Origin of the sequence: uncultured Algoriphagus sp., assembly GCF_963974365.1 — a bacterium.
GTDB lineage: Bacteria > Bacteroidota > Bacteroidia > Cytophagales > Cyclobacteriaceae > Algoriphagus.
In genome coordinates this window covers 22666-44269 of sequence record NZ_CAXBBX010000024.1, presented here as the reverse complement: position 1 = coordinate 44269, position 21604 = coordinate 22666, and the positions used below count along the sequence as shown (strand labels likewise).

Annotated in this window: 28 protein-coding genes, 1 tRNA gene and 1 pseudogene; 18 read left to right on the top strand and 12 right to left on the bottom strand. The window is 40.3% G+C overall.

The window, feature by feature from the left end; genetic code table 11:
• Position 1: 1 nt before the first annotated feature.
• A complete protein-coding gene (locus tag AACZ87_RS22260; RefSeq protein ID WP_339870282.1) occupies positions 2-547 on the top strand; it encodes a hypothetical protein in 546 nt (181 codons plus the stop codon).
• Between the two features lie 23 nt (positions 548-570).
• Here AACZ87_RS22260 and AACZ87_RS22255 read toward each other — a convergent pair whose 3' ends face one another.
• Positions 571-1134: a Crp/Fnr family transcriptional regulator gene (locus AACZ87_RS22255; protein WP_339870281.1), complete on the bottom strand. Its 564-nt coding sequence runs from the start codon at positions 1132-1134 to the stop codon at positions 571-573.
• A gap of 179 nt (positions 1135-1313) precedes the next feature.
• Between AACZ87_RS22255 and AACZ87_RS22250 the strand changes: the two genes are divergently transcribed.
• Positions 1314-1868 carry a porin family protein gene (locus tag AACZ87_RS22250; RefSeq protein ID WP_339870280.1) on the top strand — a complete coding sequence of 185 codons (555 nt, stop codon included), beginning with the start codon at positions 1314-1316 and terminating at the stop codon, positions 1866-1868.
• A 50-nt stretch (positions 1869-1918) separates the two neighbouring features.
• On the opposite strand, the gene ruvC is transcribed toward AACZ87_RS22250, so the two are convergent.
• Positions 1919-2494 (bottom strand): crossover junction endodeoxyribonuclease RuvC, encoded by a 576-nt coding sequence (ruvC, locus tag AACZ87_RS22245; protein WP_339870279.1) that lies wholly within the window; start codon positions 2492-2494, stop codon positions 1919-1921.
• A gap of 21 nt (positions 2495-2515) precedes the next feature.
• Between ruvC and AACZ87_RS22240 the strand changes: the two genes are divergently transcribed.
• The 12 genes and pseudogenes from AACZ87_RS22240 to AACZ87_RS22185 all read left to right on the top strand — a co-directional run.
• A complete protein-coding gene (locus tag AACZ87_RS22240) occupies positions 2516-3646 on the top strand; it encodes a glycosyltransferase (protein WP_339870277.1) in 1131 nt (376 codons plus the stop codon).
• Positions 3647-3649: 3 nt separating this feature from the next.
• On the top strand, positions 3650-3901 hold the full coding sequence (locus tag AACZ87_RS22235) for a hypothetical protein (protein ID WP_339870276.1): 252 nt from the start codon (positions 3650-3652) through the stop codon (positions 3899-3901).
• A 1-nt stretch (position 3902) separates the two neighbouring features.
• Complete coding sequence (locus AACZ87_RS22230; protein ID WP_339870275.1) at positions 3903-5114, top strand: PP2C family protein-serine/threonine phosphatase; 1212 nt, start codon at positions 3903-3905, stop codon at positions 5112-5114.
• A gap of 1 nt (position 5115) precedes the next feature.
• A complete protein-coding gene (locus AACZ87_RS22225) occupies positions 5116-5742 on the top strand; it encodes a polysaccharide deacetylase family protein (protein WP_339870274.1) in 627 nt (208 codons plus the stop codon).
• Positions 5739-6857 (top strand): glycosyltransferase, encoded by a 1119-nt coding sequence (locus tag AACZ87_RS22220; RefSeq protein WP_339870273.1) that lies wholly within the window; start codon positions 5739-5741, stop codon positions 6855-6857. Before AACZ87_RS22225 ends, AACZ87_RS22220 begins: the two co-directional genes overlap by 4 nt.
• The gene (locus AACZ87_RS22215; protein WP_339870272.1) at positions 6845-7621 is read left to right on the top strand and encodes a TatD family hydrolase; all 777 of its coding nucleotides are present in this window, start codon (positions 6845-6847) and stop codon (positions 7619-7621) included. Before AACZ87_RS22220 ends, AACZ87_RS22215 begins: the two co-directional genes overlap by 13 nt.
• Positions 7618-8685 carry an asparaginase gene (locus AACZ87_RS22210; protein WP_339870270.1) on the top strand — a complete coding sequence of 356 codons (1068 nt, stop codon included), beginning with the start codon at positions 7618-7620 and terminating at the stop codon, positions 8683-8685. The genes AACZ87_RS22215 and AACZ87_RS22210 overlap by 4 nt, the downstream gene beginning before the upstream one ends.
• Before the next feature lie 99 nt (positions 8686-8784).
• Positions 8785-8871 (top strand) — tRNA-Ser (locus AACZ87_RS22205).
• Positions 8872-9229: 358 nt separating this feature from the next.
• Positions 9230-10444, top strand: coding sequence for a site-specific integrase (locus tag AACZ87_RS22200; RefSeq protein WP_233753818.1), 1215 nt, complete (start codon positions 9230-9232; stop codon positions 10442-10444).
• Positions 10445-10513: 69 nt separating this feature from the next.
• A complete protein-coding gene (rhuM, locus tag AACZ87_RS22195) occupies positions 10514-11485 on the top strand; it encodes a RhuM family protein (RefSeq protein WP_233753817.1) in 972 nt (323 codons plus the stop codon).
• Between the two features lie 130 nt (positions 11486-11615).
• Complete coding sequence (locus AACZ87_RS22190) at positions 11616-12404, top strand: type IV toxin-antitoxin system AbiEi family antitoxin (protein ID WP_233753816.1); 789 nt, start codon at positions 11616-11618, stop codon at positions 12402-12404.
• A 136-nt stretch (positions 12405-12540) separates the two neighbouring features.
• Positions 12541-13155 (top strand): annotated as a pseudogene (locus AACZ87_RS22185) (nucleotidyl transferase AbiEii/AbiGii toxin family protein); the annotation flags it as partial.
• Between the two features lie 487 nt (positions 13156-13642).
• On the opposite strand, the gene AACZ87_RS22180 reads toward AACZ87_RS22185, so the two are convergent.
• The 4 genes from AACZ87_RS22180 to AACZ87_RS22165 form a co-directional block, all read right to left on the bottom strand.
• Positions 13643-14326 carry a cytochrome c biogenesis protein CcdA gene (locus AACZ87_RS22180; RefSeq protein ID WP_233753815.1) on the bottom strand — a complete coding sequence of 228 codons (684 nt, stop codon included), beginning with the start codon at positions 14324-14326 and terminating at the stop codon, positions 13643-13645.
• Entirely contained in the window at positions 14326-14661 is a 336-nt protein-coding gene (locus AACZ87_RS22175) for a heavy metal-associated domain-containing protein (RefSeq protein ID WP_233753814.1), read from the bottom strand. The genes AACZ87_RS22180 and AACZ87_RS22175 overlap by 1 nt, the downstream gene beginning before the upstream one ends.
• The gene (locus tag AACZ87_RS22170; RefSeq protein WP_339870268.1) at positions 14658-15233 is read right to left on the bottom strand and encodes a metal-sensing transcriptional repressor; all 576 of its coding nucleotides are present in this window, start codon (positions 15231-15233) and stop codon (positions 14658-14660) included. Before AACZ87_RS22170 ends, AACZ87_RS22175 begins: the two co-directional genes overlap by 4 nt.
• Positions 15234-15297: 64 nt before the next feature.
• A complete protein-coding gene (locus AACZ87_RS22165; protein WP_233753812.1) occupies positions 15298-15570 on the bottom strand; it encodes a thioredoxin family protein in 273 nt (90 codons plus the stop codon).
• A 197-nt stretch (positions 15571-15767) separates the two neighbouring features.
• On the opposite strand from AACZ87_RS22165, the gene rhuM (AACZ87_RS22160) reads away from it, so the two are divergent.
• Genes rhuM (AACZ87_RS22160) through AACZ87_RS22145 form a run of 4 tightly spaced genes read left to right on the top strand, consistent with a single transcriptional unit; the run spans position 15768 to position 17655 of the window.
• Positions 15768-15944: a RhuM family protein gene (gene rhuM / locus AACZ87_RS22160; RefSeq protein WP_233753811.1), complete on the top strand. Its 177-nt coding sequence runs from the start codon at positions 15768-15770 to the stop codon at positions 15942-15944.
• 6 nt (positions 15945-15950) lie between these two features.
• Entirely contained in the window at positions 15951-16124 is a 174-nt protein-coding gene (locus tag AACZ87_RS22155; RefSeq protein ID WP_339870266.1) for a hypothetical protein, read from the top strand.
• Positions 16125-16162: 38 nt separating this feature from the next.
• Positions 16163-16801 (top strand): hypothetical protein, encoded by a 639-nt coding sequence (locus tag AACZ87_RS22150; RefSeq protein ID WP_233753810.1) that lies wholly within the window; start codon positions 16163-16165, stop codon positions 16799-16801.
• Complete coding sequence (locus AACZ87_RS22145) at positions 16798-17655, top strand: nucleotidyl transferase AbiEii/AbiGii toxin family protein (RefSeq protein ID WP_233753809.1); 858 nt, start codon at positions 16798-16800, stop codon at positions 17653-17655. The genes AACZ87_RS22150 and AACZ87_RS22145 overlap by 4 nt, the downstream gene beginning before the upstream one ends.
• Positions 17656-17704: 49 nt before the next feature.
• On the opposite strand, the gene AACZ87_RS22140 is transcribed toward AACZ87_RS22145, so the two are convergent.
• Genes AACZ87_RS22140 through traM form a run of 6 tightly spaced genes read right to left on the bottom strand, consistent with a single transcriptional unit; the run spans position 17705 to position 21604 of the window.
• Positions 17705-17989, bottom strand: coding sequence for a hypothetical protein (locus AACZ87_RS22140; protein WP_339870263.1), 285 nt, complete (start codon positions 17987-17989; stop codon positions 17705-17707).
• Between the two features lie 11 nt (positions 17990-18000).
• Positions 18001-18258, bottom strand: a complete 258-nt coding sequence (locus AACZ87_RS22135; protein WP_339870262.1) for a DNA-binding protein — start codon at positions 18256-18258, stop codon at positions 18001-18003.
• 27 nt (positions 18259-18285) lie between these two features.
• Entirely contained in the window at positions 18286-18594 is a 309-nt protein-coding gene (locus AACZ87_RS22130; RefSeq protein WP_339870261.1) for a hypothetical protein, read from the bottom strand.
• A gap of 11 nt (positions 18595-18605) precedes the next feature.
• Complete coding sequence (locus AACZ87_RS22125; RefSeq protein ID WP_339870260.1) at positions 18606-19385, bottom strand: hypothetical protein; 780 nt, start codon at positions 19383-19385, stop codon at positions 18606-18608.
• Positions 19386-19445: 60 nt separating this feature from the next.
• Positions 19446-20285 carry a conjugative transposon protein TraN gene (gene traN / locus AACZ87_RS22120; RefSeq protein WP_339870259.1) on the bottom strand — a complete coding sequence of 280 codons (840 nt, stop codon included), beginning with the start codon at positions 20283-20285 and terminating at the stop codon, positions 19446-19448.
• A 29-nt stretch (positions 20286-20314) separates the two neighbouring features.
• Positions 20315-21604 carry a conjugative transposon protein TraM gene (gene traM, locus AACZ87_RS22115; RefSeq protein WP_339870258.1) on the bottom strand — a complete coding sequence of 430 codons (1290 nt, stop codon included), beginning with the start codon at positions 21602-21604 and terminating at the stop codon, positions 20315-20317.

Here is a 21604-nt window from a genome sequence, read left to right as displayed (position 1 = left end):
AATGGCACAAGCAAGTGAACTGGCTCCAGGAAGCAAATTGGTACATCCCAAATTCGGGACAGGGATGATCCTTTCTCTCGATGAGACTTATTATAAAATCTACTTCTATACATCTGAGGAAGTGAAGACCCTCGCAAGAGATTATGAGGGGTTTACAGTGGAGGAAGCAAAAGTTCCTGATTTTCCTATGCTTACGATGAAGGATGTAGAAAAAGCTATTCGTGAAGCACTGATCCAGACGTCTGAGCGGGCACCAATTGTGCCTCTAGGAGGAAAGTGGATGGGGGGAAATGTGGTTTTTAAACCCAACGATGAATCGCTTCAAGCCAAGGAAATCCCGATGTCTGCGTTTTTTCATAAAATCGTAATGGTGAGGGAAAAACTTCGGGTACTGGAGCAAAATATCAACAATCACCCAAAATTGGACGATGAAGACCGGATTCATTTACAACAGTACATCACCAGAGCGTATGGCTCTTTGACCACTTTCAATGTGCTTTTTGCTTATAAGGAAGATCAGTTCAGAGGAAGTGGAGGAAAAGATTAAGCGTTAAGACTAGCTGTTGGGAGTTAAATCCTCGCCCGAATTCTGCTAAGAGTTTCGATGGTCATGTCGAGAAAGGAAGCGATTTGACCGACGGAAGCTTTATGAATCACTTTTGGCCGGTATTGCATCAATTCGAGGTATCTTTCCCTAGCTGTTTTGAATTTGGTGAAAATCTGTTGCTCCTCCAGTACAATATAATATTGTTCCAAAATCATGCGGTAAGCCCGCTCTAGTTCAGGGAAGTCGAGAAAGCAGGCTTGCAGATTTTCATATGAGATTTTGTAAACGGTGCTTTTCTCCATCGTTTCTATGTTCTCGTAGGATGGTTTCCTTGTTATAAAGGAATGCATTGCCGTCACGAATTCTTCGTCTAGTGTAAAAGAAACCGTGATATCACGATTGTCGCGTAGGTAATAACTCCTCGCAGATCCAACGGCCACAAAGTAAAGGTACTTGCTGACTTGTCCTTCTTTTTCTAGCAAGAAGCCCTTTTCCACTTCAAATTTTTCGAGGTGCTTGGCGAAAGCATTCTTCGCCTCATCGCTTGTGGTAGGGAATTTGCTAAATAAGCTAGAGAAATTTTCCATTTGTTTGATTTTAAAAAGTTGCGTTGGCAGACTTTAACTAATGAACTTCGTCTGATATTTGTTCAGTTAATTTAAAAAGAAGCATAATAACACTGGATCAAAACTAGAATTATCTCAGCTTTTAAGCTTAAAATCTTTGAATTATATTAAAATAAAACCTACTATCTAATTAATATTTTATGAAAAAACTTTTGGTAATCGTATTCGCGCTTGGTTTCTTCGGTACTGCTCAAGCACAGTTTGGTGTTCGCGCGGGGTATAGCAGCACAAATTTCACCGACTTTGATTCTGACGCTCTTGCAGGATTTCATGCTGGTGCATATTTCAGAAAGGATCTGGGTTTTATTTCCATAGAGCCTGGAATTCAATTCTCCCAGAAAGGATATGACAGCAATGGAATGATTGGTGCACCTCCGGTGAAAAATGATCGCTTAAACTATGTGGATATTCCGGTCTTGCTACGGGTTAATATTCTTCCATTCCTAAATGTTTTTGCTGGACCACAAGGATCTGTGCTGGTGTCAAGGAAATTGGAATACATGGATGGGAATACGGATACAAGTACAGAGCCTATCAAAGGATATGATTTGGCAGGTGTACTAGGGCTTGGTGCTAAATTACCTTTGGGCTTGAATTTGCAGCTGAGCTATGACCTAGGGTTCCAAAGCGTTAATTATTACAATCAGGATGTCAAAAACAATACGCTTAAGGTTTCCTTGGGATATGATTTCTAACTAAGTCTTCTGCAAGAAACATTAAAAGAAACCCGGTTAACGCCGGGTTTTTATTTTTTCAGCCGATCTGGGTTTTCTTCAATAAAGGATTTCCAACCAGCATTTCTACCCTTAGTCTGGATTCTTCCTTCGTGAAAATGGTGGCAAAGTGCGACGGCCAATGCATCGGTAGCATCCAGCATTTTTGGAAGCTCAGTTAAGGTGAAAAGAGTTTGAAGCATCGCGGCAACCTGTTCTTTGGATGCATTGCCATTTCCGGTGACCGACTGCTTTACTTTTTTGGGAGAGTATTCTGTAATGGGAATATCTCTGGCCAAAGCCGCTGCCATAGCTACGCCTTGTGCACGACCAAGTTTGAGCATGGATTGGACATTCACTCCAAAAAATGGAGCCTCTAAGGCCACGCTGTCAGGCATAAATTCCTCTAAGATTCCAGTGATTCGCTCAAAGATTTTCTTCAGCTTCAACTCATGTGATCCATACTTTTTGAGATGAATGACGCCGTATTGTAACAGTTTGTACTTTTTGCCTTCAGTCAAAATCACCCCATAACCCATCACGTTGGTGCCGGGGTCTATGCCTAAGATGATTTTTTCCTTTGGTGGTTTTTCTTGTTCTTTGCTCACCCCCGCAAGTTAGCCCAAAACATGCTAAGTTTTTACCTAATCTGGTCTCTGAGTTACGTCATTCTGCTTTGGTGGATTAGTAGATTTTGGCCAAAAAAGATAGATTCTGACCTAATTGATCAATTTTATCCGCAAGTGACCCTAATTGTACCTTTCCGAAATGAGGCTGATAACGTTCCAGATTTGTGCTTCAATCTAAATAAACTCGACTTTCCTAATCTAGAAATATTGCTAGTAGATGATCATTCGGAAGATGCTTCATTTGAACTATTGGAAAAGGCTGTTGGAAAATATGGAAACGTCACAATCGTTAAAAGTGAAGGGCTGGGAAAAAAAGCGGCGATAGAAACCGCGGTCAGTATTGCTTCAGGGGAATTCATCGTATGCACGGATGCGGATTGTGATTTTCCTGATTTATGGATTGAGAAGATGATTTCTCCTTTTCAAAACCCCAAAGTTCAGCTAGTAGCGGGAGCAGTACTTGTGGAGGAACGGAGGGGGTTTTTGGACAAGTTCCAATCTCTTGACTGGGCAAGTATTTTATTGATGACCAATTATTCCTTTGCCCGCCAAGTGCCTTTGATGTGTAGCGGAGCCAATTTGGCCTATAGAAAAGAAGCTTTCAAGCAGGTGAATGGCTTTGAGGGGAATCGGGAATTCGCCTCTGGTGATGATGAGTTTTTACTTAAAAAAATCCACCACGCTTACGGCAAGGAAGCGTGTATATATCTAGCTAGCTCGGAGATATTGGTTTTGACGAGGCCTGAGTCTAGTTGGGAAGCATTAGTAAATCAACGCGTTCGCTGGGCCAGCAAATGGAAAGCTCATGACTCCATCTTACATTTGCTGTCTGCAGTAGGAGCCTTTTTGATACAGTTGATTTGGCTTGGCAGTAGTTCTTTAATTTTCCTTGGAAGGAAAGGAATCCTGACATTTGGTTTAGTTTGGCTAATGAAAATCGCTGCAGAAAAGATGAGTCTTGGTAAAGTTTTGAAAAGTCTAGCTCGGGAGCCTAGTATGTTGGCTTTTGTAAGAACATCTTTTGTGCATCCCTTTTATGTCTTACGAACCGGATTCGGAGCACTAGGCGGAAAATTTACTTGGAAAGGCAGAAGGAATTGGAGAAGTGTTAATTTAGAATCTGAAATTTGAAACATGGACGACCAGGAATTTGATTTAATGGACGAGCTTTATTTCGTTCAGCCTTATGGATATCTTTTGGAAACCTTGAATTGGGAAGAGAACTTGATTTTGTCAACTTTGCACAGCCTTTTTTCTCAAGGATATATCAAATGCCTAGATGATCCAGATAGCGAAAGATTTGGGGAAGTTGATATTTTAAAGGAAGGGAAAGACCTATATTTTTTGGCGACGAAAAAAGGGCTAATGGCACATAATACACTTTGATTTGACCACAGAAATACACAAATATCAGCGCAAGGAGCTGCAACTTAAATCCTTGCTGGAGATCACTCAGGCGATTAATGAAAATCAGTCTGAAACTATCCTCTTGAATATTTTCAAGTTCACCTGTCTTGTGCACTTGAATATCAAAGCGCTGACTCTTTATGTGGCAAAAGAAGGGGCATTTGATAATAAGATCTCGCATGGTGTAAAGGGAAATGTGCCCAAACTTATCCCAGCAGATCAAGTGGTAGATGAGAAGTCTACCGGAGAATTGAGGTTGGAGCTTGAAGAAGAATATTCCTTCGAGGAGCTGGAGACCTACTTGCCCGTTTACCATAAGGATAAGATGCTGGCAATTCTTTTTCTAAAAAGGAAGGATCAGAGTTTGGAGTTGGATTTAAATTTTACTCAGGCTTTGACAAACATTCTTGTCGTGGCTTTGGAAAATAAGCGCTTTGCAAGAAAGCAATTGGAGCAGGAGATTCTGAATAGGGAAGTTGCGATTGCCTCACAAGTTCAGCAAATGCTTTTTCCAGCGGAACTTCCAATTGATAAGGAATTGAAAGCGAAAGTGACCTATTTGCCGCACAGCATGGTGGGCGGCGATTACTACGATCTGATCCGTAAGTCAAAAGATGAGGTTTATTTCTGTATTGCCGATGTGTCTGGTAAAGGGATTTCCGCGGCGTTATTGATGTCGAATTTCCAAGCTGCTTTGCGGACTCTTTTACGAAGTGATGCCAATTTGGAAATGGTCGTAAAACAGTTGAATTATACGTTGTTTGAAAATACTCATGGAGAGCGCTTTATTACGTTTTTCCTAGGACATTTTAACTTCAAAACACGTGAGCTTAGCTATGTAAATGCAGGGCATAATCCGCCTTTGCTTTGTAGGGAGGAGCTTGACACGTGCGAGAGCTTGCATGCAGGTACAACTATTTTGGGAGCTTTTGATGAATTGCCTTTTCTTGAAATCGGAAAGCGGGAGCATCTGAAGGAATTTTCGCTACATCTCTATACTGATGGATTGACTGAGGCCATGAATCCTGCTGAGGAAGAATATGGGGAGGAGCGTTTGGAGAAGTTTGTAGATAAAAACCGGGGCTTGGATCCAGATGATTTTCATCGGAAGTTTTTGAAGAAAATTGAGCAGTTTTCTAAAAATGTGCCACTGAGAGATGATTTGACTTTGCTCAGTTTAAGATTTCAATAAGATGATTTGGCATACTGTTCCGGCTTTGATTCAGTTGCTTTTTCCAAAAAGGCTTTGGGGAAAAAGTGGGGATGAAGGAAGGGTTTACTTGACTTTTGATGATGGTCCTGTGCCGGGAGTTACAGATTATGTTTTGGGAGAATTGGCCAAAAGAAATCAGAAAGCAACCTTTTTTGTGGTTGGGGACAACGTACGGAAGCATCCAACTCTGACCAAAGAAGTTCTAAGTGCAGGCCACAACCTTGGAAATCATACCTTCAATCATCTGAATGGATGGAAAACCGAAAAGTCAACCTACTTGGAAAACATTGAGTTGTGTGATCGAGTGCTTGAAGAAGTGGTTGGTAGAAAAGCAAAATTGTTTCGACCTCCTTACGGTCTAATCAAATCAACTCAGGCCTTAGAAGTGTCCAGATTTCATCAGATTGTCATGTGGAACATGCTTTCTGGTGATTATGATTCCAGTTTAGATCCAGAGCTTGTGTTAAAGAAATCAATACAACATACTCATGCGGGTTCAATAGCAGTCTTTCACGATCAGCTGAAAACGAAAGAGGTACTGCCAAAGGTTTTGCCTTACTACCTGGATTATATTGAAGGGAAAGGATGGAAAACTGAGGTTTTATGATAGCCTGGGTTTGCTTCTGGATCATTGCACTTATTTTTGCTCAGTATTTAATTGCGATCATCAGAGTTGAATTTTTCTGGAAAAATCATAGGCAAAAGCTAAATCCAAATTTGCCATTCATATCCATTTTGGTGGCAGCGAGAAATGAGGAAAAACAATTACCTGAACTTCTAGCCTCCTTCGAAAAATTGGATTACCCAGCCGATCGCCTTCAATTTCTATTTGCCGATGATCAGAGTTCAGATCGTACTTCGGAGATTCTAAAAAACTGGTGCGCTTTAGCTCCAAACAGAGAAACTCATTCTATTCTCCCTTCCCAGACCTCACTATACAATGATAATGGCAAAGCAAATGCTTTGGCTTTTTTGGAAGAAAAAGCGACTGGAGATTACTACTTTTTTACAGATGCAGACTGTGCGGTTAATCCATCTTGGATAAAAGAAGGTGTGAGTTGTTTTGAGGGAAATATTGGGATTGTAATAGGAATCACTCAGGTGAAAGCAGTGACTTGGATGGAGAAGTTCCAAGAGATCGATTGGTGGTTGACCTTAGGTTTTGTCAAGGTGGCTACGGATTTGACTATCGAGACAACAGGCCTAGGGAATAATATGGTGATCAGTAAAGAGGCTTACCAGAAATCTGGAGGCTTCAAGAACTTACCCTATTGCCTTACCGAAGATTTGGAAATCTCTCGAGCTATTCAGCGGGAAGGATTCAGAATAGCTCATCAAGTGAGTCCTCAGATGCTAGCGATGACTAATCCTGAAGCTAGTTTTCAGGATTTGCTGTCACAGCGAAAGCGGTGGATGAATGGTGTGATGACTTTGCCACTTTATTGGAAGCTAATGCTTTCACTTCAGTTTTTTTATTTTGTAGGGATACTAGTTCTACTAGTATCGGAGCCTGTAGTTGGTTTGAGTTTAGTATTGGTCAAAATAGGTTTGCAGGGCATTTTTCTAACTAGTTTTTCCAATAAATCAAGTGTGAAAATAAGCTGGACCTATTTGTTGGTTTTTGATTTTTATAATTTCAATACTACCGCCCTTACTATTCTTTACTATTTTTGGCCTTCCAAGACGAAATGGAAATCCAGAATATACCCATGCATTATATAGAGACACACGCACATATTTATTCAAGCAAGTTTGATTCGGATCGAGATCAGGTAATTCAAGACATCAGAAATGCGGGCATAGAGCGCATTTATATGCCAAATGTGTATGTGGAAACCATCGAAGCCATGCTTGCTTGTGAGAAGAAGTATCCTGACTTATGCATTCCGATGATGGGTTTGCATCCTTGCGACGTGAAGGATGATTTCCGAGAGCAATTGGCGGTCATGGAAGACTGGCTGAATAAGCGTCAATTTGCAGCAGTGGGTGAAATCGGACTGGATTTGTACTGGGACAAGACTTTTTTTAAGCAACAAAAAGAAGCACTGAAGATTCAGATCAATTGGGCCAAAGAAAAAGAGCTTCCAATTGTGCTACATTGTAGAGAATCAATGGATGAGACAATTGCTATTGTAAAGGAAGAGCATGACGGCAAGCTGAAAGGCGTTTTTCACTGCTTTAATGGAAACTTAGATCAAGCAAAGCAAATTATTGACTTAGGTTTTTTGCTTGGAATAGGAGGAGTAGCGACTTTCAAAAATGGGGGCTTGGATCAAGTAATTCCTGAGCTAAGCATAGAAAACTTGGTTTTGGAGACGGATGCACCATATCTAGCTCCAGTGCCTTATAGAGGCAAAAGGAACTCTCCGGCATATTTACCTATTATTGCAGAGAAGATCGGAGATTATTTACAGATTTCGAAGGAGGAAGTAGCTCTTCACACAAAACAAAATGCCCTTAACCTATTCCGTGAGATTGGATCATGAATTATAAAATAGTTAGATTAAATACAGCTCTTCGTACGAGTAAGACTTCTTCTGTCCTTATCGTCTATACTGGTGGTACGCTTGGAATGGCCTATGATGATAGTGGTGCATTGGTGCCATTTAATTTTGGGCAAATTCTAGAAAAAATCCCTATTCTCTATACAATGGATATCGCGATCACCGTGATTTCATTCCCTGAGCCTATTGATTCTTCCAATGTCACCATGAGTCACTGGAAGGATATGGCCTATATAATCTATGAGAATTACGATAGTTATGATGGATTTGTAGTGTTACATGGGACGGATACAATGGCTTACTCTGCTTCCATGCTTAGCTACATGCTTCAGGGTTTGAATAAGCCAGTGATTTTCACAGGTGCCCAGTTGCCAATTTCAGCTATGCGCTCAGATGCCCGTGAAAACCTGATGACTTCTTTGGAAATAGCTACTGCCAAGATAAATGGCGAGCCGATTGTACCAGAGGTTTGTATTTTCTTCAATCACTTGCTTCTGAGAGGAAACCGCTCCAAAAAAGTGCAAAGTGTACATTTTGATGCTTTTGAATCAGAGAATTACCCTCCTTTGGCTGAGTCAGGGATTGTAATTGATTACAACACACAAGCAATTCGACCACTGGAGTCTCATAAGAAGTTGGTGAATAGAAATACGTTGGATAATAATGTGATTATTCTCAAACTATTCCCTGGAATCACTCAGAATGTGATTGATGCGACCCTAAACATAAAAGGATTGAAGGCAATTGTGCTAGAAACGTATGGTTCTGGCAATAGTCCAAGCGAAGCTTGGTTTATGGATTCTTTGCAAAAAGCGATCAAAAAAGGAATCATCATTTTGAATGTTTCCCAATGCAATGGCGGCCGGGTAATTCAAGGACGCTACGAGACCAGTAAAGAGTTGCTTAATGTAGGAGTGGTCAGTGGAACAGACATGACTACTGAGGCGGCCGTGACTAAGTTGATGTTTTTGCTGGGTCAGGAGACCAGGCACTCAGAGATTATAGCCAAGCTAAAAGTGCCTTTAGCTGGAGAGATGAGTGCTTAAAAGCAATTTCATTGGCTATTTTCCAAGATAATTTGGAAACTGGATTAATAATAATTTTCTTTGCACTCCGATTCGGGATACTGGATCGGAAGTCAACCTAGAGAGGTGGCCGAGTGGCTGAAGGCGCACGCTTGGAAAGCGTGTATACTCGTGAGGGTATCGAGGGTTCGAATCCCTTCCTCTCTACTAGTAAAGAATTGAATATCAATAGGTTACAGGTTTAAAAATCTGTAACCTATTTTTGTTTTTACCTTAAATATTAGCAAATAATTGATTTTCAGATATTTACGTTTATAAACGTTAAGATTTTCCAGAAAATGCGAAGGCCTGTAATGAGTTGTGTTACAGGCTTTTTTGTATTCAAACCCTCAAAGTTTTCACAATTGCCTGTAATTCCAGTGCGTCATTCGTGTAGTTCACCTACTTCGAAAAAAAAGACGCACTGAGATCTGTATTATTCTTTGAATATCAACTAGTTCAATATTTAAACCTCTTGTGGATTAGAGTCTGTTTTTCGAGTTTTATTAACCTAAATCAGTGCGTTATGTTAGAAAAAAGCTTCGGATTGCTCTTCTTTTTGAAGCAATCCAAAAAAAACAAGAATGGAGAAAAGTACATCTATCTCCGAATTACCGTCGATGGAATTCCTAAGGAGTTGTCAACCAAAAGATTATGGCAACTTTCTAAATGGAATGTGTCTGCCGGTAGGGCTTTTGGGAATTCTGAAGAAGGAAAGACCCTTAACTCCTATCTGGACACTCTTTATTACAAAGCCTTACAGGCCAAAAAGCAATTATTGGATCGGGATCAAGAGGTCACAGCAGAAGCAATCAAAAATATACTGCTGGGAGTGTCTGAAAAGAAAAAGATGATCATGGAGATTTTCAAGGAGCACAATGAACAAGTGGAAGCTCTTTTAGATAAAGAATTCGCTCCGGGCACCTTGCAAAGGTATCGTACCTCTTATGACCACACCAAGGCCTTCATGAAATGGAAATATAAAAAGGAGGATATGGATATACATGCCTTGGATTATGAATTTATCTCTTCCTATTCCTTTTGGCTTAAAACTGTTCAGAATTGCAGCCATAATACCACCATGAAGTATTTGGCTAATTTCAAAAAGATCGTTCTAATTTGTCTTAAAAATGGCTGGCTAGACCGTGATCCTTTTATCCGTTTTAAAATGGCGAAAAAGGAAGTTCATCGTGTCTATCTAACATCAGAGGAGATTGCTATTGTTGAAGCAAAAAGATTTCCGACGGAGCGACTACGGCATGTCAGGGACATTTTTCTATTTAGTTGTTATACTGGCTTGGCATATATTGATGTCAAGCGACTAACTAGATCTCAGATAGTAATCGGAATCGACGGAGAGAAGTGGATCTTTACCAATCGGCAAAAGACTGATACTCCCACCCGTCTTCCATTGTTGCCAAAGGCACTTAAGCTTGTTGAGAAATATAAGGACCACCCCTTGTGTGAAGATGGATCGCATGTCCTGCCAGTATTGAGCAACCAAAAAATGAATTCGTACCTCAAAGAGATCGTTGATGTGTGTGGGATTGATAAGCCCTTAACCTTCCACATCGCCAGACATACATTTGCCACGACTATCACTTTGGGAAATGGAGTTCCTATTGAAACGGTGTCCAAAATGCTTGGACATAAGTCTATCAAACAAACGCAGCATTATGCCAAAATCTTGGACACGAAGATAAGTTTTGACATGAAGGCTCTAAGAGAGAAGCTTCAATGAATCTAGACTGACTTCTTTTTAAATGAAGAGACTGAAACCCAAAAATGAAACTTAAATTGAACAGTAACAATGGAAAATAAAATCGAAATATACCAAGCAGAAAATGGGCAGACTCAGATTGAGGTAAGATTTGAGAATGAAACTACCTGGTTGACGAACAGCCAGCTAGTAGAGCTTTTTAAATCCAGTAAAGCAAACATCAGTGAACATATCAAACACATTTTCGAATCTGAAGAACTGGACAAAGACTCAACTGTTCGGAATTTCCGAACAGTTCAAGTGGAAGGCAAAAGATCAGTTGAAAGAGAAAGAGTACATTATAACCTAGATGTAATAATCGCTGTCGGTTATCGGGTTAACTCCAAAAGAGGCACACAATTCCGTCAATGGGCAACCCAACGGCTTAAAGACTTCCTTGTGCAAGGCTATGCAATAAATGAACAGAGACTTTCTCAGAAGCAACAAGAAGTCCAGACCCTTAAAGACGGAATCCGAATCCTAAGCCGGGCAATAGAACAAAAGGCACTCGATCAGAATTTGGACTGGCTCAATCATTTTGCCAAAGGATTGGAGTTACTCGATGATTATGATCATGAGAACTTAGATAAGAAAGGGTTAAATAAAAGACAGGCAAACTATCCAGGGTTAGTTGACTACAAAGAAGTTATCCAGTCAATGAAATCAGATTTTGAATCCGGTGTGTTTGGAAAGGAAAAAGACGGAAGCTTTGAAAGTGCAATTGCACAAATCAGTAAAGGTTTTGGTGACGAGGATTTCTATCCGACCTTGGAAGAAAAAGCCGCTACGCTTCTATATCTGATTGTCAAAAATCACGGATTCGTCGATGGCAACAAACGGATTGCAGCAGCTTGCTTCCTTCTCTTTTTGCAGTCAAATGATCTATTGCATAATAGTGAAGGCCATTCTATAATCAGCAATGATGCATTGGCAAGCCTGACCTTGTTCATTGCTTCCAGCAAACCTGAAGAGATGGAAACGGTAAAGAAACTGGTGATCAGTGTATTGAATAGGAATTTGTAATTGAATTCTTGGTTTACCATTTGATTTTATAACGGCGATTATCGCCGTTATTTCTTATTTATATAAACAAAGAATTTATATAAATTTGTTTTTACGGTGATTATCGCCGTGTAAATTAAACTATATAAACATGGCGATTAATACTGAGAGACGTAAACTTTTGGAACAAATAATGCCTGAGACTATGATTGTTACCCGAAATTGGTTGGCAAATAAGGCTTTTTTGGATAAACATGCCATCGATAATCTAGTTAAGAGTGAGCAGCTAAAGTTACTATGGCCGGGGCTTTATACACGAGGAAAATCGCAGCTTTCTTGGCAAAGTATGGTTTATACGCTTCAGGCTGTTATGAAAACTGACTTCGTTGTAGGTGGATTGAGTGCATTGGAGCTAAAGGGATATTCCCACTACATACCGATTTCTAAAAAAGAAACAGTTCATTTATACGGCAATGATAAATTACCAGGATGGGCAAATAAGCTAACTGAAAAGGTAGCCTTTAAACGCCATACCCGAAATAAACTGTTTTCAGGCATGGAAAAGGAAATATCTGAAAAATATACTACTACTGTTACCTGGAAACTGGAATTAGACGAACTGAGAATATCATACCCAGAAAGAGCCTGCCTTGAAATGTTAAATGAAGTTCCGGGAAAAATATCCATCGAAAATGCCGGCCAGCTAATTCAAGGGATGACAACATTATCTCCACGGACTCTACAAAATTTATTGGAAGCCTGTACTAATGTGAAAGTCAAACGGCTATTTCTTTGGTTCGCTTCAAGGCACAACTATATCTGGTTTTCAAAATTAAATATGGACAAAATAGACCTTGGTTCTGGCAACAGGGTAATTGTCAAAGGTGGTAAACTTGATAAAACCTATCAAATAACCGTACCCAAAGATTTCCAATACTAAAATGAAAAAAGACAGTATATACTATAAGCAGGTTCAGTTATTGGTCCGTGTACTTCCGCTATTGGACTCTGAAAAATGTTTTGCATTGAAAGGAGGAACTGCGATTAATCTATTTTAGAGAGAACTTCCCAGGCTTTCGGTGGACTTTGATTTGCTCTACATTCCGTCAGAAGGGCGCGAAGTAGCTCTTGCTAATATTCGTAATGCCTTGTCACGATTAAGCGAATTGATTATGAGAACCATCCCGGGAATCCATATTCAAAATACACATGAACAGGGAAATGCACTCCGGTTGATTTTGCAGTTGGACGATGTGCGTATAAAAATAGAATTATCTCCTGTTATCTGAGGGTCAGTATTTCCTGAAGTGCACATGGAAGTATGAGAAACCGTAGAGCAAGAATTTGGATACGCGGAAATTCAAGTAGCTTCCTTACCTGATTTATATGCAGGGAAGATCGCTGCAGCTTTGGATAGGCAACACCCACGAGATCTTTTCGATGTAAAGTTTTTGTTAGAAAATGAAGGTTTTACAGATGATTTACGAAAGACTTTTCTGGTATTCTTAATCAGCCACCAGAGACCATTTGCAGAACTGCTGGATCCGCACCGCAAAGATCTAAAGGAGATTTATGAGGCGGAATTTACGCAAATGGCACTAAGGTTCAAAAACGTTTTACCCATTCGGGGCGTAGGTGTAAAAACAATAGCTGTTTTACCAGCAGAGACAAATGGCCTTGAAACTTTTTGAAAGCCAAGGGCACCTGGTAAGCTATTCCGGCAAGACCATGATGTCCAAAAAAGGGAATGTCTATACCCGGTGGGTTATGCATTTATCGGCATTTTTAGAATTCAAATACTGGTCATCTCTTTACAAACTTATATAGCCTGTTGATGGAAAGAGGGAAAACAAAAATGCTGGCATAAGTAGCTGTGCAGAGAAAATTATTGATCCTAATCTGGGACTATGGAAAAACGACCAGCTCTACTATCATGATTGCCCTCACAACAATTACAAGCGTAATTCCGGTAATGTTAAGCCTAAGCTCCTCGCTAATGTAAAAAGAATAATCTTTATAATGATTTGGTATTTAAGACAGTACCTCTATTATGTCTTCGTTGTTCTATTTCGTCAGTTGCGGTGGGGCATCCATACTCTTTGGCAAGTTTTGGCTTGCGTTGCTCGAATTGAGTGACTTGCCAATGTATATGGATGTGACAGATTGGATTGATTCTGTCTAAAGATAATAGCTGAAAAGTCTGAAAAAATAGAGACTTAAATAAAGTAACGCCAATCCGCTTATAATTTGAATACTTTTCCTTAACCAAGTCAATTTGGCAAGTTTTGAAACAGAGCTCGCAAATAGTCCAACGACCAAAAAGGGTAGTCCTCTTCCAATTCCAAACAAAAGTGCCAAAACTAATCCGTTTAAAACGCTTGCCTTAGCTGCTGCAAAAGATAACAATAGTAGTAATGGAGCTGCTGATGTTCCTATGCTAAAAATTAAGCCGTATAAAAATGACCCACCCATTCCCGGGCTCCGAAGCGATTCAAGTTGACGAACACGTAGATATGGCCCATAAAAAGCAATTCCGGCTGCGATTAATGATATTATACCCATTGCCATTGCCCAGTATTTTCCAAATATTTCTGTTAGGAACGCCCCTAAATAACCTGCAATGGCTCCTAATAATGTCAAACAAAATACAATACCTAAAAAGAATGAAAAAGTTATAGAAAAACCTGTTTTCGATTCTCGAACAGAAGCACTGCCAACATAGCCCGCAAAACCAAGTCCAACGGGTAAAGTGCAGGGGCACACACCACTTGAAATTATACCTGCTAACAAAGCAATCCCTAAACTCACAATCGAGCCTTCTTGAAGTGTGCTTATAAATCGGTTTAGAAAGTTCTCTAACATTATTCCATTAATTCTTTTATGTCGCCTGCCTTATAGCCAATTTTATTTATAGCCTTCTTCAATTGCTCCGAAGTAACTTTTTCAGAGTTACACTTTATCGTTGCATTTTTATTCTGAAGGCTTACATTTGCTCCCATTACCCCATCAATACTTGTCAGTGTCTTTTTTACATTTGCAACACAAGACATACAACTCATACCCTCAATAGATATTTCTATTGATGTTACCTCTCCTTCATTTAAACCTGTTTGATTTTTTTGAGAATTATTTCCTGAACAAGCCATAAAGAATGTTTGCAGAATGAACAAAATGGCAAATGATTTTCTTATGCTCATAATTTCACTTTTGGTTGATATCCTGCTTTTGTCAATATGGCTATGAGTTCTTTTTCATTCGTTTCAGTGGGGCTAAATTTAATGTTCACCAATTTTTTCATAGCCTTCGTATTTACATCTTCCACACCATTTGTTTGCTTTAAAATATCGGATATATTTTCCGCACAACCCTGACAAACCATATTGTCAATGGTTAATGATATTTCTTTCATACTTTCCTTTTTAGTGAGTAAAAATTCATAAATCTTATCAATCTCCTGCATTTTGTCTGTTAGTTCGTAAAGTCCTAAATCAGGAAATTGGTTTTTAATAATTGCTATTCGTTCTTCTTGTCCACAATTACCAGGACAGGCTTCCAATGCCTCTGAAATTTTCATTGCCAAAGTTTTCCTGAAAACTTCATCTAATAGAAGCTGCTGGGTTTTCTCAAATCCTTTGTTGATCGCTTTAAACTGGTTTAATATTTGGGCAGGGTCATTGCTTTCGTCAAGCATTTTTATTATTCCTACAACCTGACCTTTAATGCTATTTAGTCGGTCTTTAAGATCTTTTGTCAAATCTCTTGGCAACATATTAATTAAGTTAAAAACCACCCAGACTCCATTATTTGCAAGTTGGGTGGTAATGGTTAATAAATTAAATAGCTTTACCGATACCTGCTGCTGCTAATTCTTCCTTACTTACGCCTCTGCTCTGACAGCAAGCAAGTAATTTTCCATTAACTGCAATCGCTGGTAGGGAAGTAATATTATACTCTTTCATTTTTTCAATACAGACTTTGTCGTCACATTGTTTAACAAGGTCGTAAACGGTTACTTCACAAGAGTCGCAAGCCATTTCTTTTACTGTTTTTACAGTTGGTTCACATACCGGACACCCGGCTGTAAATACTTCAATTTGTCGTTTCATTGTTTTACGTTTTTAATGATTAATATTAATTACGCTACAAAGATGTGTCAGGTCAGGGGGTGGTCGCCAAATTTTTTTTTCAAATTCTTTTTTTAAGCTTGTGGCGTTGGCAAATATTCAGCCTCTTTTGGTTTTCAGCATTTGCCGTGAGTTTCGGGAAAATCATATGTGTCTGAATATGCGGTCAGCGTCCTACAATGAGGCATAACTTGGATATAATAGTCGCCGTCGATTACCGAGTTTATTCCAAAAGAGGCACACAATTCCGTCAATGGGTAACCCAACGAATTAAAGATTTCCTCGTTCAGGGCTATGCAATTAATGAACAGAGACTTTCTCAGGAGCAACAAGTAGTCCAGAACTTGAAAGACTGAATCAGGATGTTAAGCCGGGCAATTGAGCAAAAGGCCCTGGATCAAAACTTGGAGTGGCTCAATCAATTTGCTATGGGGCTTGAGTTACTGGATGGTTATGATCATGAGAATCTGGATAAAACCCGTGTTAATCTAATTAAACAAGATGGCTTTAGTTATTGTCAAATTTTTATTAAATAATCGGATTATTTCCGATTCTTGAGCTATATTGTGACAGTATGGAGTTTAAAGATCTTTTATCTGAGTACCAAGAAGAACCACTAACGAGGCAGGTTATTTTGTCGCTATTGAAGAACTATAAGCGGCCTAATGATAAAATATCTGAATTGATAAAGGCCAGATGGCTGATTGGTTTGAAAAATGGCTTGTATGTTCCAGGGCCAAAAAGTAAACTGTTGTTGCCTGAATCCCTTCTTATTGCAAACCACCTATGGGGGCCAAGTTATGTCTCCATGGAATCAGCCCTTTCATTCTGGGGATTAATACCAGAGCGGGTCTTTGAAACCACTTCAATGACAGTTAAACCTACTAAGACATTCAAGACTGAACTTGGGAGATTTAGCTATAAGCGCACTTCGTTGCCTTATTATTCTTTTGGTATCAGAACGGTTGATGTTACTCCAAAGCAGGCAGTGATGATTGCATCACCTGAAAAGGCTATTTGTGACAAAATTGTTATGACAAGTAGACTGAATTTGAGAAGTATAAAACAAGCAATGGGATTTTTAACAGAGGACATAAGAATTGACGAAGACATAATTCGAGGTTTGAAAGTAGATGTGATCGAAACCTGGATTTCTGATGCTCCAAAACAAAACAGCCTACTCATGCTCATCAAAACAATCCGAAATTTATGATAAAGGAGTGGCTAGCCGAATATGATCCCAAATCACAGGATGAGGCATTCTCAGCTTTACGTGAAATCATGCAGGAGGTAGCTTTGGCAGGACTGCAGCGTGCGGGTTTTTTTGAGAAAGCCGCATTTTATGGAGGAACGGCATTACGGATTTTTTATGGACTGGAAAGATTTTCTGAAGATCTTGACTTTTCACTGTTGGAAGTTGATCCTGAATTTTCACTGGATATTTACTTTGAAGCTATTATCACGGAATTTGACGCTCTTGGGATGAAGGTCACAATTGCTGAAAAGAAAAAGCAGAAAGAGTCAAGTATAGATTCCGCTTTTCTCAAATCCGCAACTGTTTGGAAAGAGTTGGTATTGGAAGGTATCATCCCCCAATCAGGTGTTAAATTGATGCCTAGTATAAAGATTAAATTGGAAGTTGACAGACTTCCACCTTTAGGTTTTGAAACTGAGGAGAAATTGCTGTTGCGCCCATTTTCTTTCTATGTTAAATGTTTTACGCCTCCAAGTTTATTTGCAGGCAAAATGCATGCATTGCTTTTCAGGAAGTGGCAAAAAAGAGTGAAGGGGAGGGATTGGTATGATCTGGAATGGTATATTAAAAAAAGAGTTCCTTTAGATCTTTCCCATTTTCTACTTAGGGCTTTAGACACGGATGATTGGCAGGAAAAATCAATTACGAAAGCGCAGGTTTTAGAACTTATAAGAGAAAAAATTCAAAGTGTAGACTTTAATAGTATTAAGGAGGATGTAATCCGATTTATCCAAGATGATTCATCATTATCAATCTGGAGTCCGCAATATTTTACAGACCTCATAGAAAGTTTGAAATTCAAGGAGGGATAAGTTGGTCTTTATTACTTTGAAGTAATTTCATTTGAAACAGCTAAAATGTTTACATTGGTTTTAGCTTGACCTCACTCCCAAGTTTCGGGTGATAGGAAGGCCGATAATCCACCATCCCACGGTCTTTTAACTCACTAATGCAGCTATGATACGTTACGATACTTTTTATCCCTGAAAGTTTCATGATCTTTCGTCGCGATATCTGAAAAGGATTACTGTGTTTCTGTTCTTTCCAGAGTTGGAGAATCGCCAAATAAACTGAAATCCGACTTGGCTGCAGTCCTTTTTCTTTAACGATCTTTTCCACCCAATATTCCATTTTGAGAGCTGTCATAAGTCGCAGATTTATTGTTTGAAAAGTGATTTCAGCTCTTCGCTTTTGTAGTAATATAGCCCCGAGATTTTGACAGGATGCACTACTCCGCGGATGCGTAAGTTCTGCAAGGCTGCATCGGAGATGCTCAGCATTTTTTTGACATCCCTACTTCTTAGCCATTCCTTGCTGTCCGTTTGGGGTTCATCCTGTTTTTCTAGCAGTTCTTTCAGGTCGGCAAACAGCTGAAAGCGTAGAGTTTCCAGATCTTCTTTGGTGATAGTTTCCATGGTTTTCTGTTTTTAGATGGTCTAGATTTAGTTTTGGACAGTTTCTTCTTTGGAGGATAGGCTTACTTTGCTTTGACTCATCCGGTTGAAAGTAGGCAGGTAGTGTATGTAGCCGTATTCGTGGAGTTGGCGGATGATCTTAAAGTATGTGGCTGTGCTGGATATTTTGGCTGATTTCATCAACTCGTCCCGCCTGATGGGAAAGGGTTCTTTTCCTTCAAATTCTTCCCTTACATGGAGCAGCACAGAGAACAGCCCGATATGGGAAAGACTGATCCTTGGATCTTTATCAATCCCGGCCATAAAGTCCTCCAGTGCTTTTTTTATCTGCTCCATTTTGGGGTGAATCAACCGGCTATTCCTGCACTTTTCCTTTTTCTTGTCTTCTTCCAGGGTAAATCTTCAGACTCCTCAGCAACATCCTTTTTCTGGGTTTTGGCTTGTGATGCTGAGGCGGTTTCTTTCTGTGATTCTGAAGTTCTCATCTGATTGGAGTCATACACGTTGAGGTTCTTGAATTGGGGACTTGCTTCTATAAAGCGTTTTTGCTCACCGCCTTCCAGTTGGAATGTGACCGATTGGCGGTTTCCTTTTTTAAGTGAATCCTGCAGCCTGGATAGATCCTCAGGGTTATTAAGCTCCTTGATCGGGTATTTTTCCAGCGCTTTATTCAGGTCAAAACCATAATTTTCATGGAACTGCTTGAGTTTAAAGTTTCCCTGATTATCGGTTTCCTTAAAGTCCAACTGCACCCAGGCATTGTATTTTTCCTGCTCCTTGTTGACCAGGTCCTTGTTGACTGCCCTTCCATCCAAGAGATTATAGCCCTCTTTGAGGGTGATGTTGTTGTCCTTTCCGATGTAAAAAGTCTGGTTGATGGCAGGTTCATCCTGCCCTGATTTGGTGAGGCTCAGATCGTACTTGTTGAAGAAATACATATCTGTCATGGCTGATTTTCTGAAGTGGAGATTGGCATTGACCGTATCTCCTCCGAAATCAGCCTGATGTTTAAGCGAGAAATCAGGTTCTCCTTTTTGGATCTGTTCCTTCAGGGGCGCTTCCAGCGAATCTCCGAACCCGCTGTACTTGACCTGGTTTTTGAGGTAATCAAAATTTTGCTCGTTCATGGTTTTTGTGTTTTGTGGTTAAAGTTTAGGTATGTGAAATGTGTTGAATTTGCTTGATATCTAGTCCACCTGCATGGCGTTCATCAGGTATCGGTTTTTTACTTTGATCTGCAGATGACGTCCTCCGTTTTGTTCCATCAGTTCAATTTTCAGGTGCTTTTGATCAGGAATGGTGAATTTGGGTAGTACAACAACCAAAACTTGGGTGGATTGGGCAGGGATGCGCTCTGCATTCCCATAAACCAAGAGTGGAGACTGTTCCAGCTCCTGGGATGCGCTGCGTTTGCTTTGCCTATTGTCCAGGATAAACAGTCGAAACTGCTCGATGTCGTAGGTGATATTGGTCTGGTTTTCCAGCCTGAGCTGAAAGTAAAGCAGATCCTTTTCAATATAAATTCCTGTCAGTGCAATCCCTGTTAAAAACCTCCGCTGACGGATAACTGGCATTGCCCTGTTTTTCTTGGCTACTTTACTTGCTGTTTCTGCCAGTTTGGATTCCATCTGCACCGTTTTCCCAAAATCTGCGAGTTCTGAATATTCAGCGTTTTCGATTTTTAGATTGAGTTTTTGTGGTACTTCTTTGTACTCCACTGCAAAGGAATAGAAGCTGCCATCTTCAGTTATTACCGTAAGATTGCTGTTCTGCAATTCACTGTTTTCAGCTTTGACCTGTAGGATGTTTTCAACAGCACTGGCTTTCTGGACCAGAATGTTCCGGTTTCCCCGGTCCACGCTTTTTATTGCATAAGGGAAGATCAGGTTGGTGGTCATCCGGTCACTGATCTGCAGCTGGGAGGCAGGAATGGTCTGTGAGGAACCTCTGGAAATACCCTGTGCTTTTAAATCAACAGTAGTAAGCAGAACCAAAGCTGCAAATAGAATGAGATGGGTAATTTTCATGTGATTAGATTTAAGGGGTCGGGGAATAATTACTTGTTTTCAACAATCCAGACCTGATAGCCTGCTTTGAGATTTACTTTGACCTGTCTGATCTTTTTGCCCAGAAAGCTTTTTGCGGTTTCGATTCCTGCACTGGTAGCTTGGGCTTCAAGGGAATTGTCAAAGCTGCTAAAGCCCAGTCCCTGTAAGGCCTGACTTCCTGATTGTGTGCTGACTTCCTGGGAAATGGAACCGGGAATCCGTATTCCTTCCATGCCGTCGGCATCATGGATGCGGAGATCTACTGGAATAATAGCATCGGATAGCCGGATATGGCGGATGGAAATCTTCAGCCGGTCTCCGTTCAAAGAAGCTATCCCATACACCAGCTGGTCTTTGGGGAGTAAGTTGCCTGCGATGTTGGTTTCTTGGGTTAACCGCAACCTGACCGTTTCTCCGGAAGCCAGTGTCTGTTCTTCATGGATTACCGCCTGGATTGATTGGGAGACCTTGGGTTCTGTTTCATTGGTTTCCAATCCAAAGAAGCCGTTTTGGGCTAGGCTTTCATTTTGAATTTCATTCGGTGATGAGTTATGCAGACTTGTGGATTGGGGGTTGGAAACTGGTGAAATGACTGGGGTTTGATCTGATAAAGTTGCTTTTCGTTCTGCTTCAGCCCGTTGCTGCACCCGCTCTGGATGCTGGATGTCGAGAATCTTGTCCAGCAGTTCTGCCATATGCTGAAATTCGGGATCTGGCTGAGCGTTTGTACTCTGCATCTGCTGCATCATTTGATCCAGCCGGTCCAGATCCGCATCCAATCCTGAGTTTGATTGCATTGAAGCAGTACTGACTTCATCAGGATAAGCAGCTGCTGTAGTCACGGGTTCAGGACTTTCAGAAAGGGTTTTGTTGAGTGCTTCCAGTCTTTCTAGAATCAATTCTTCCTGGGTATCACTGTACAGGTTATTGGAAAGGTGTTGATTAGATCTAGGTTCTATCTCTTGTGATTCCAGTGATGGATTGGTCCCCTTTTCTGTTTCGGCATTGAATGCCATCCTGTAATAAGGGTCTTTTTTGACTTCCTGAAAGTATCGGCTGGAGTCGGTATAGGAGCGCTGGTAATGCCCCATTTTATCAAGGGATTTTTCCCCTGCTTCTGTTATTCCTGGAAGCTCCAGATTAAAGCCTTTCTGCTTTTCGCCAACAGGTAAATCACCCGGGTTTTTTCCTCCTCCCAATGCCCAAAAGGTCAGGGTCAGGAAGGGGACAGTCAGGATAGGGATCATCAGCAATAGCTGTCGCTTTTGTTGGGATTTTTGGTTGTGTGAATGGTTCAT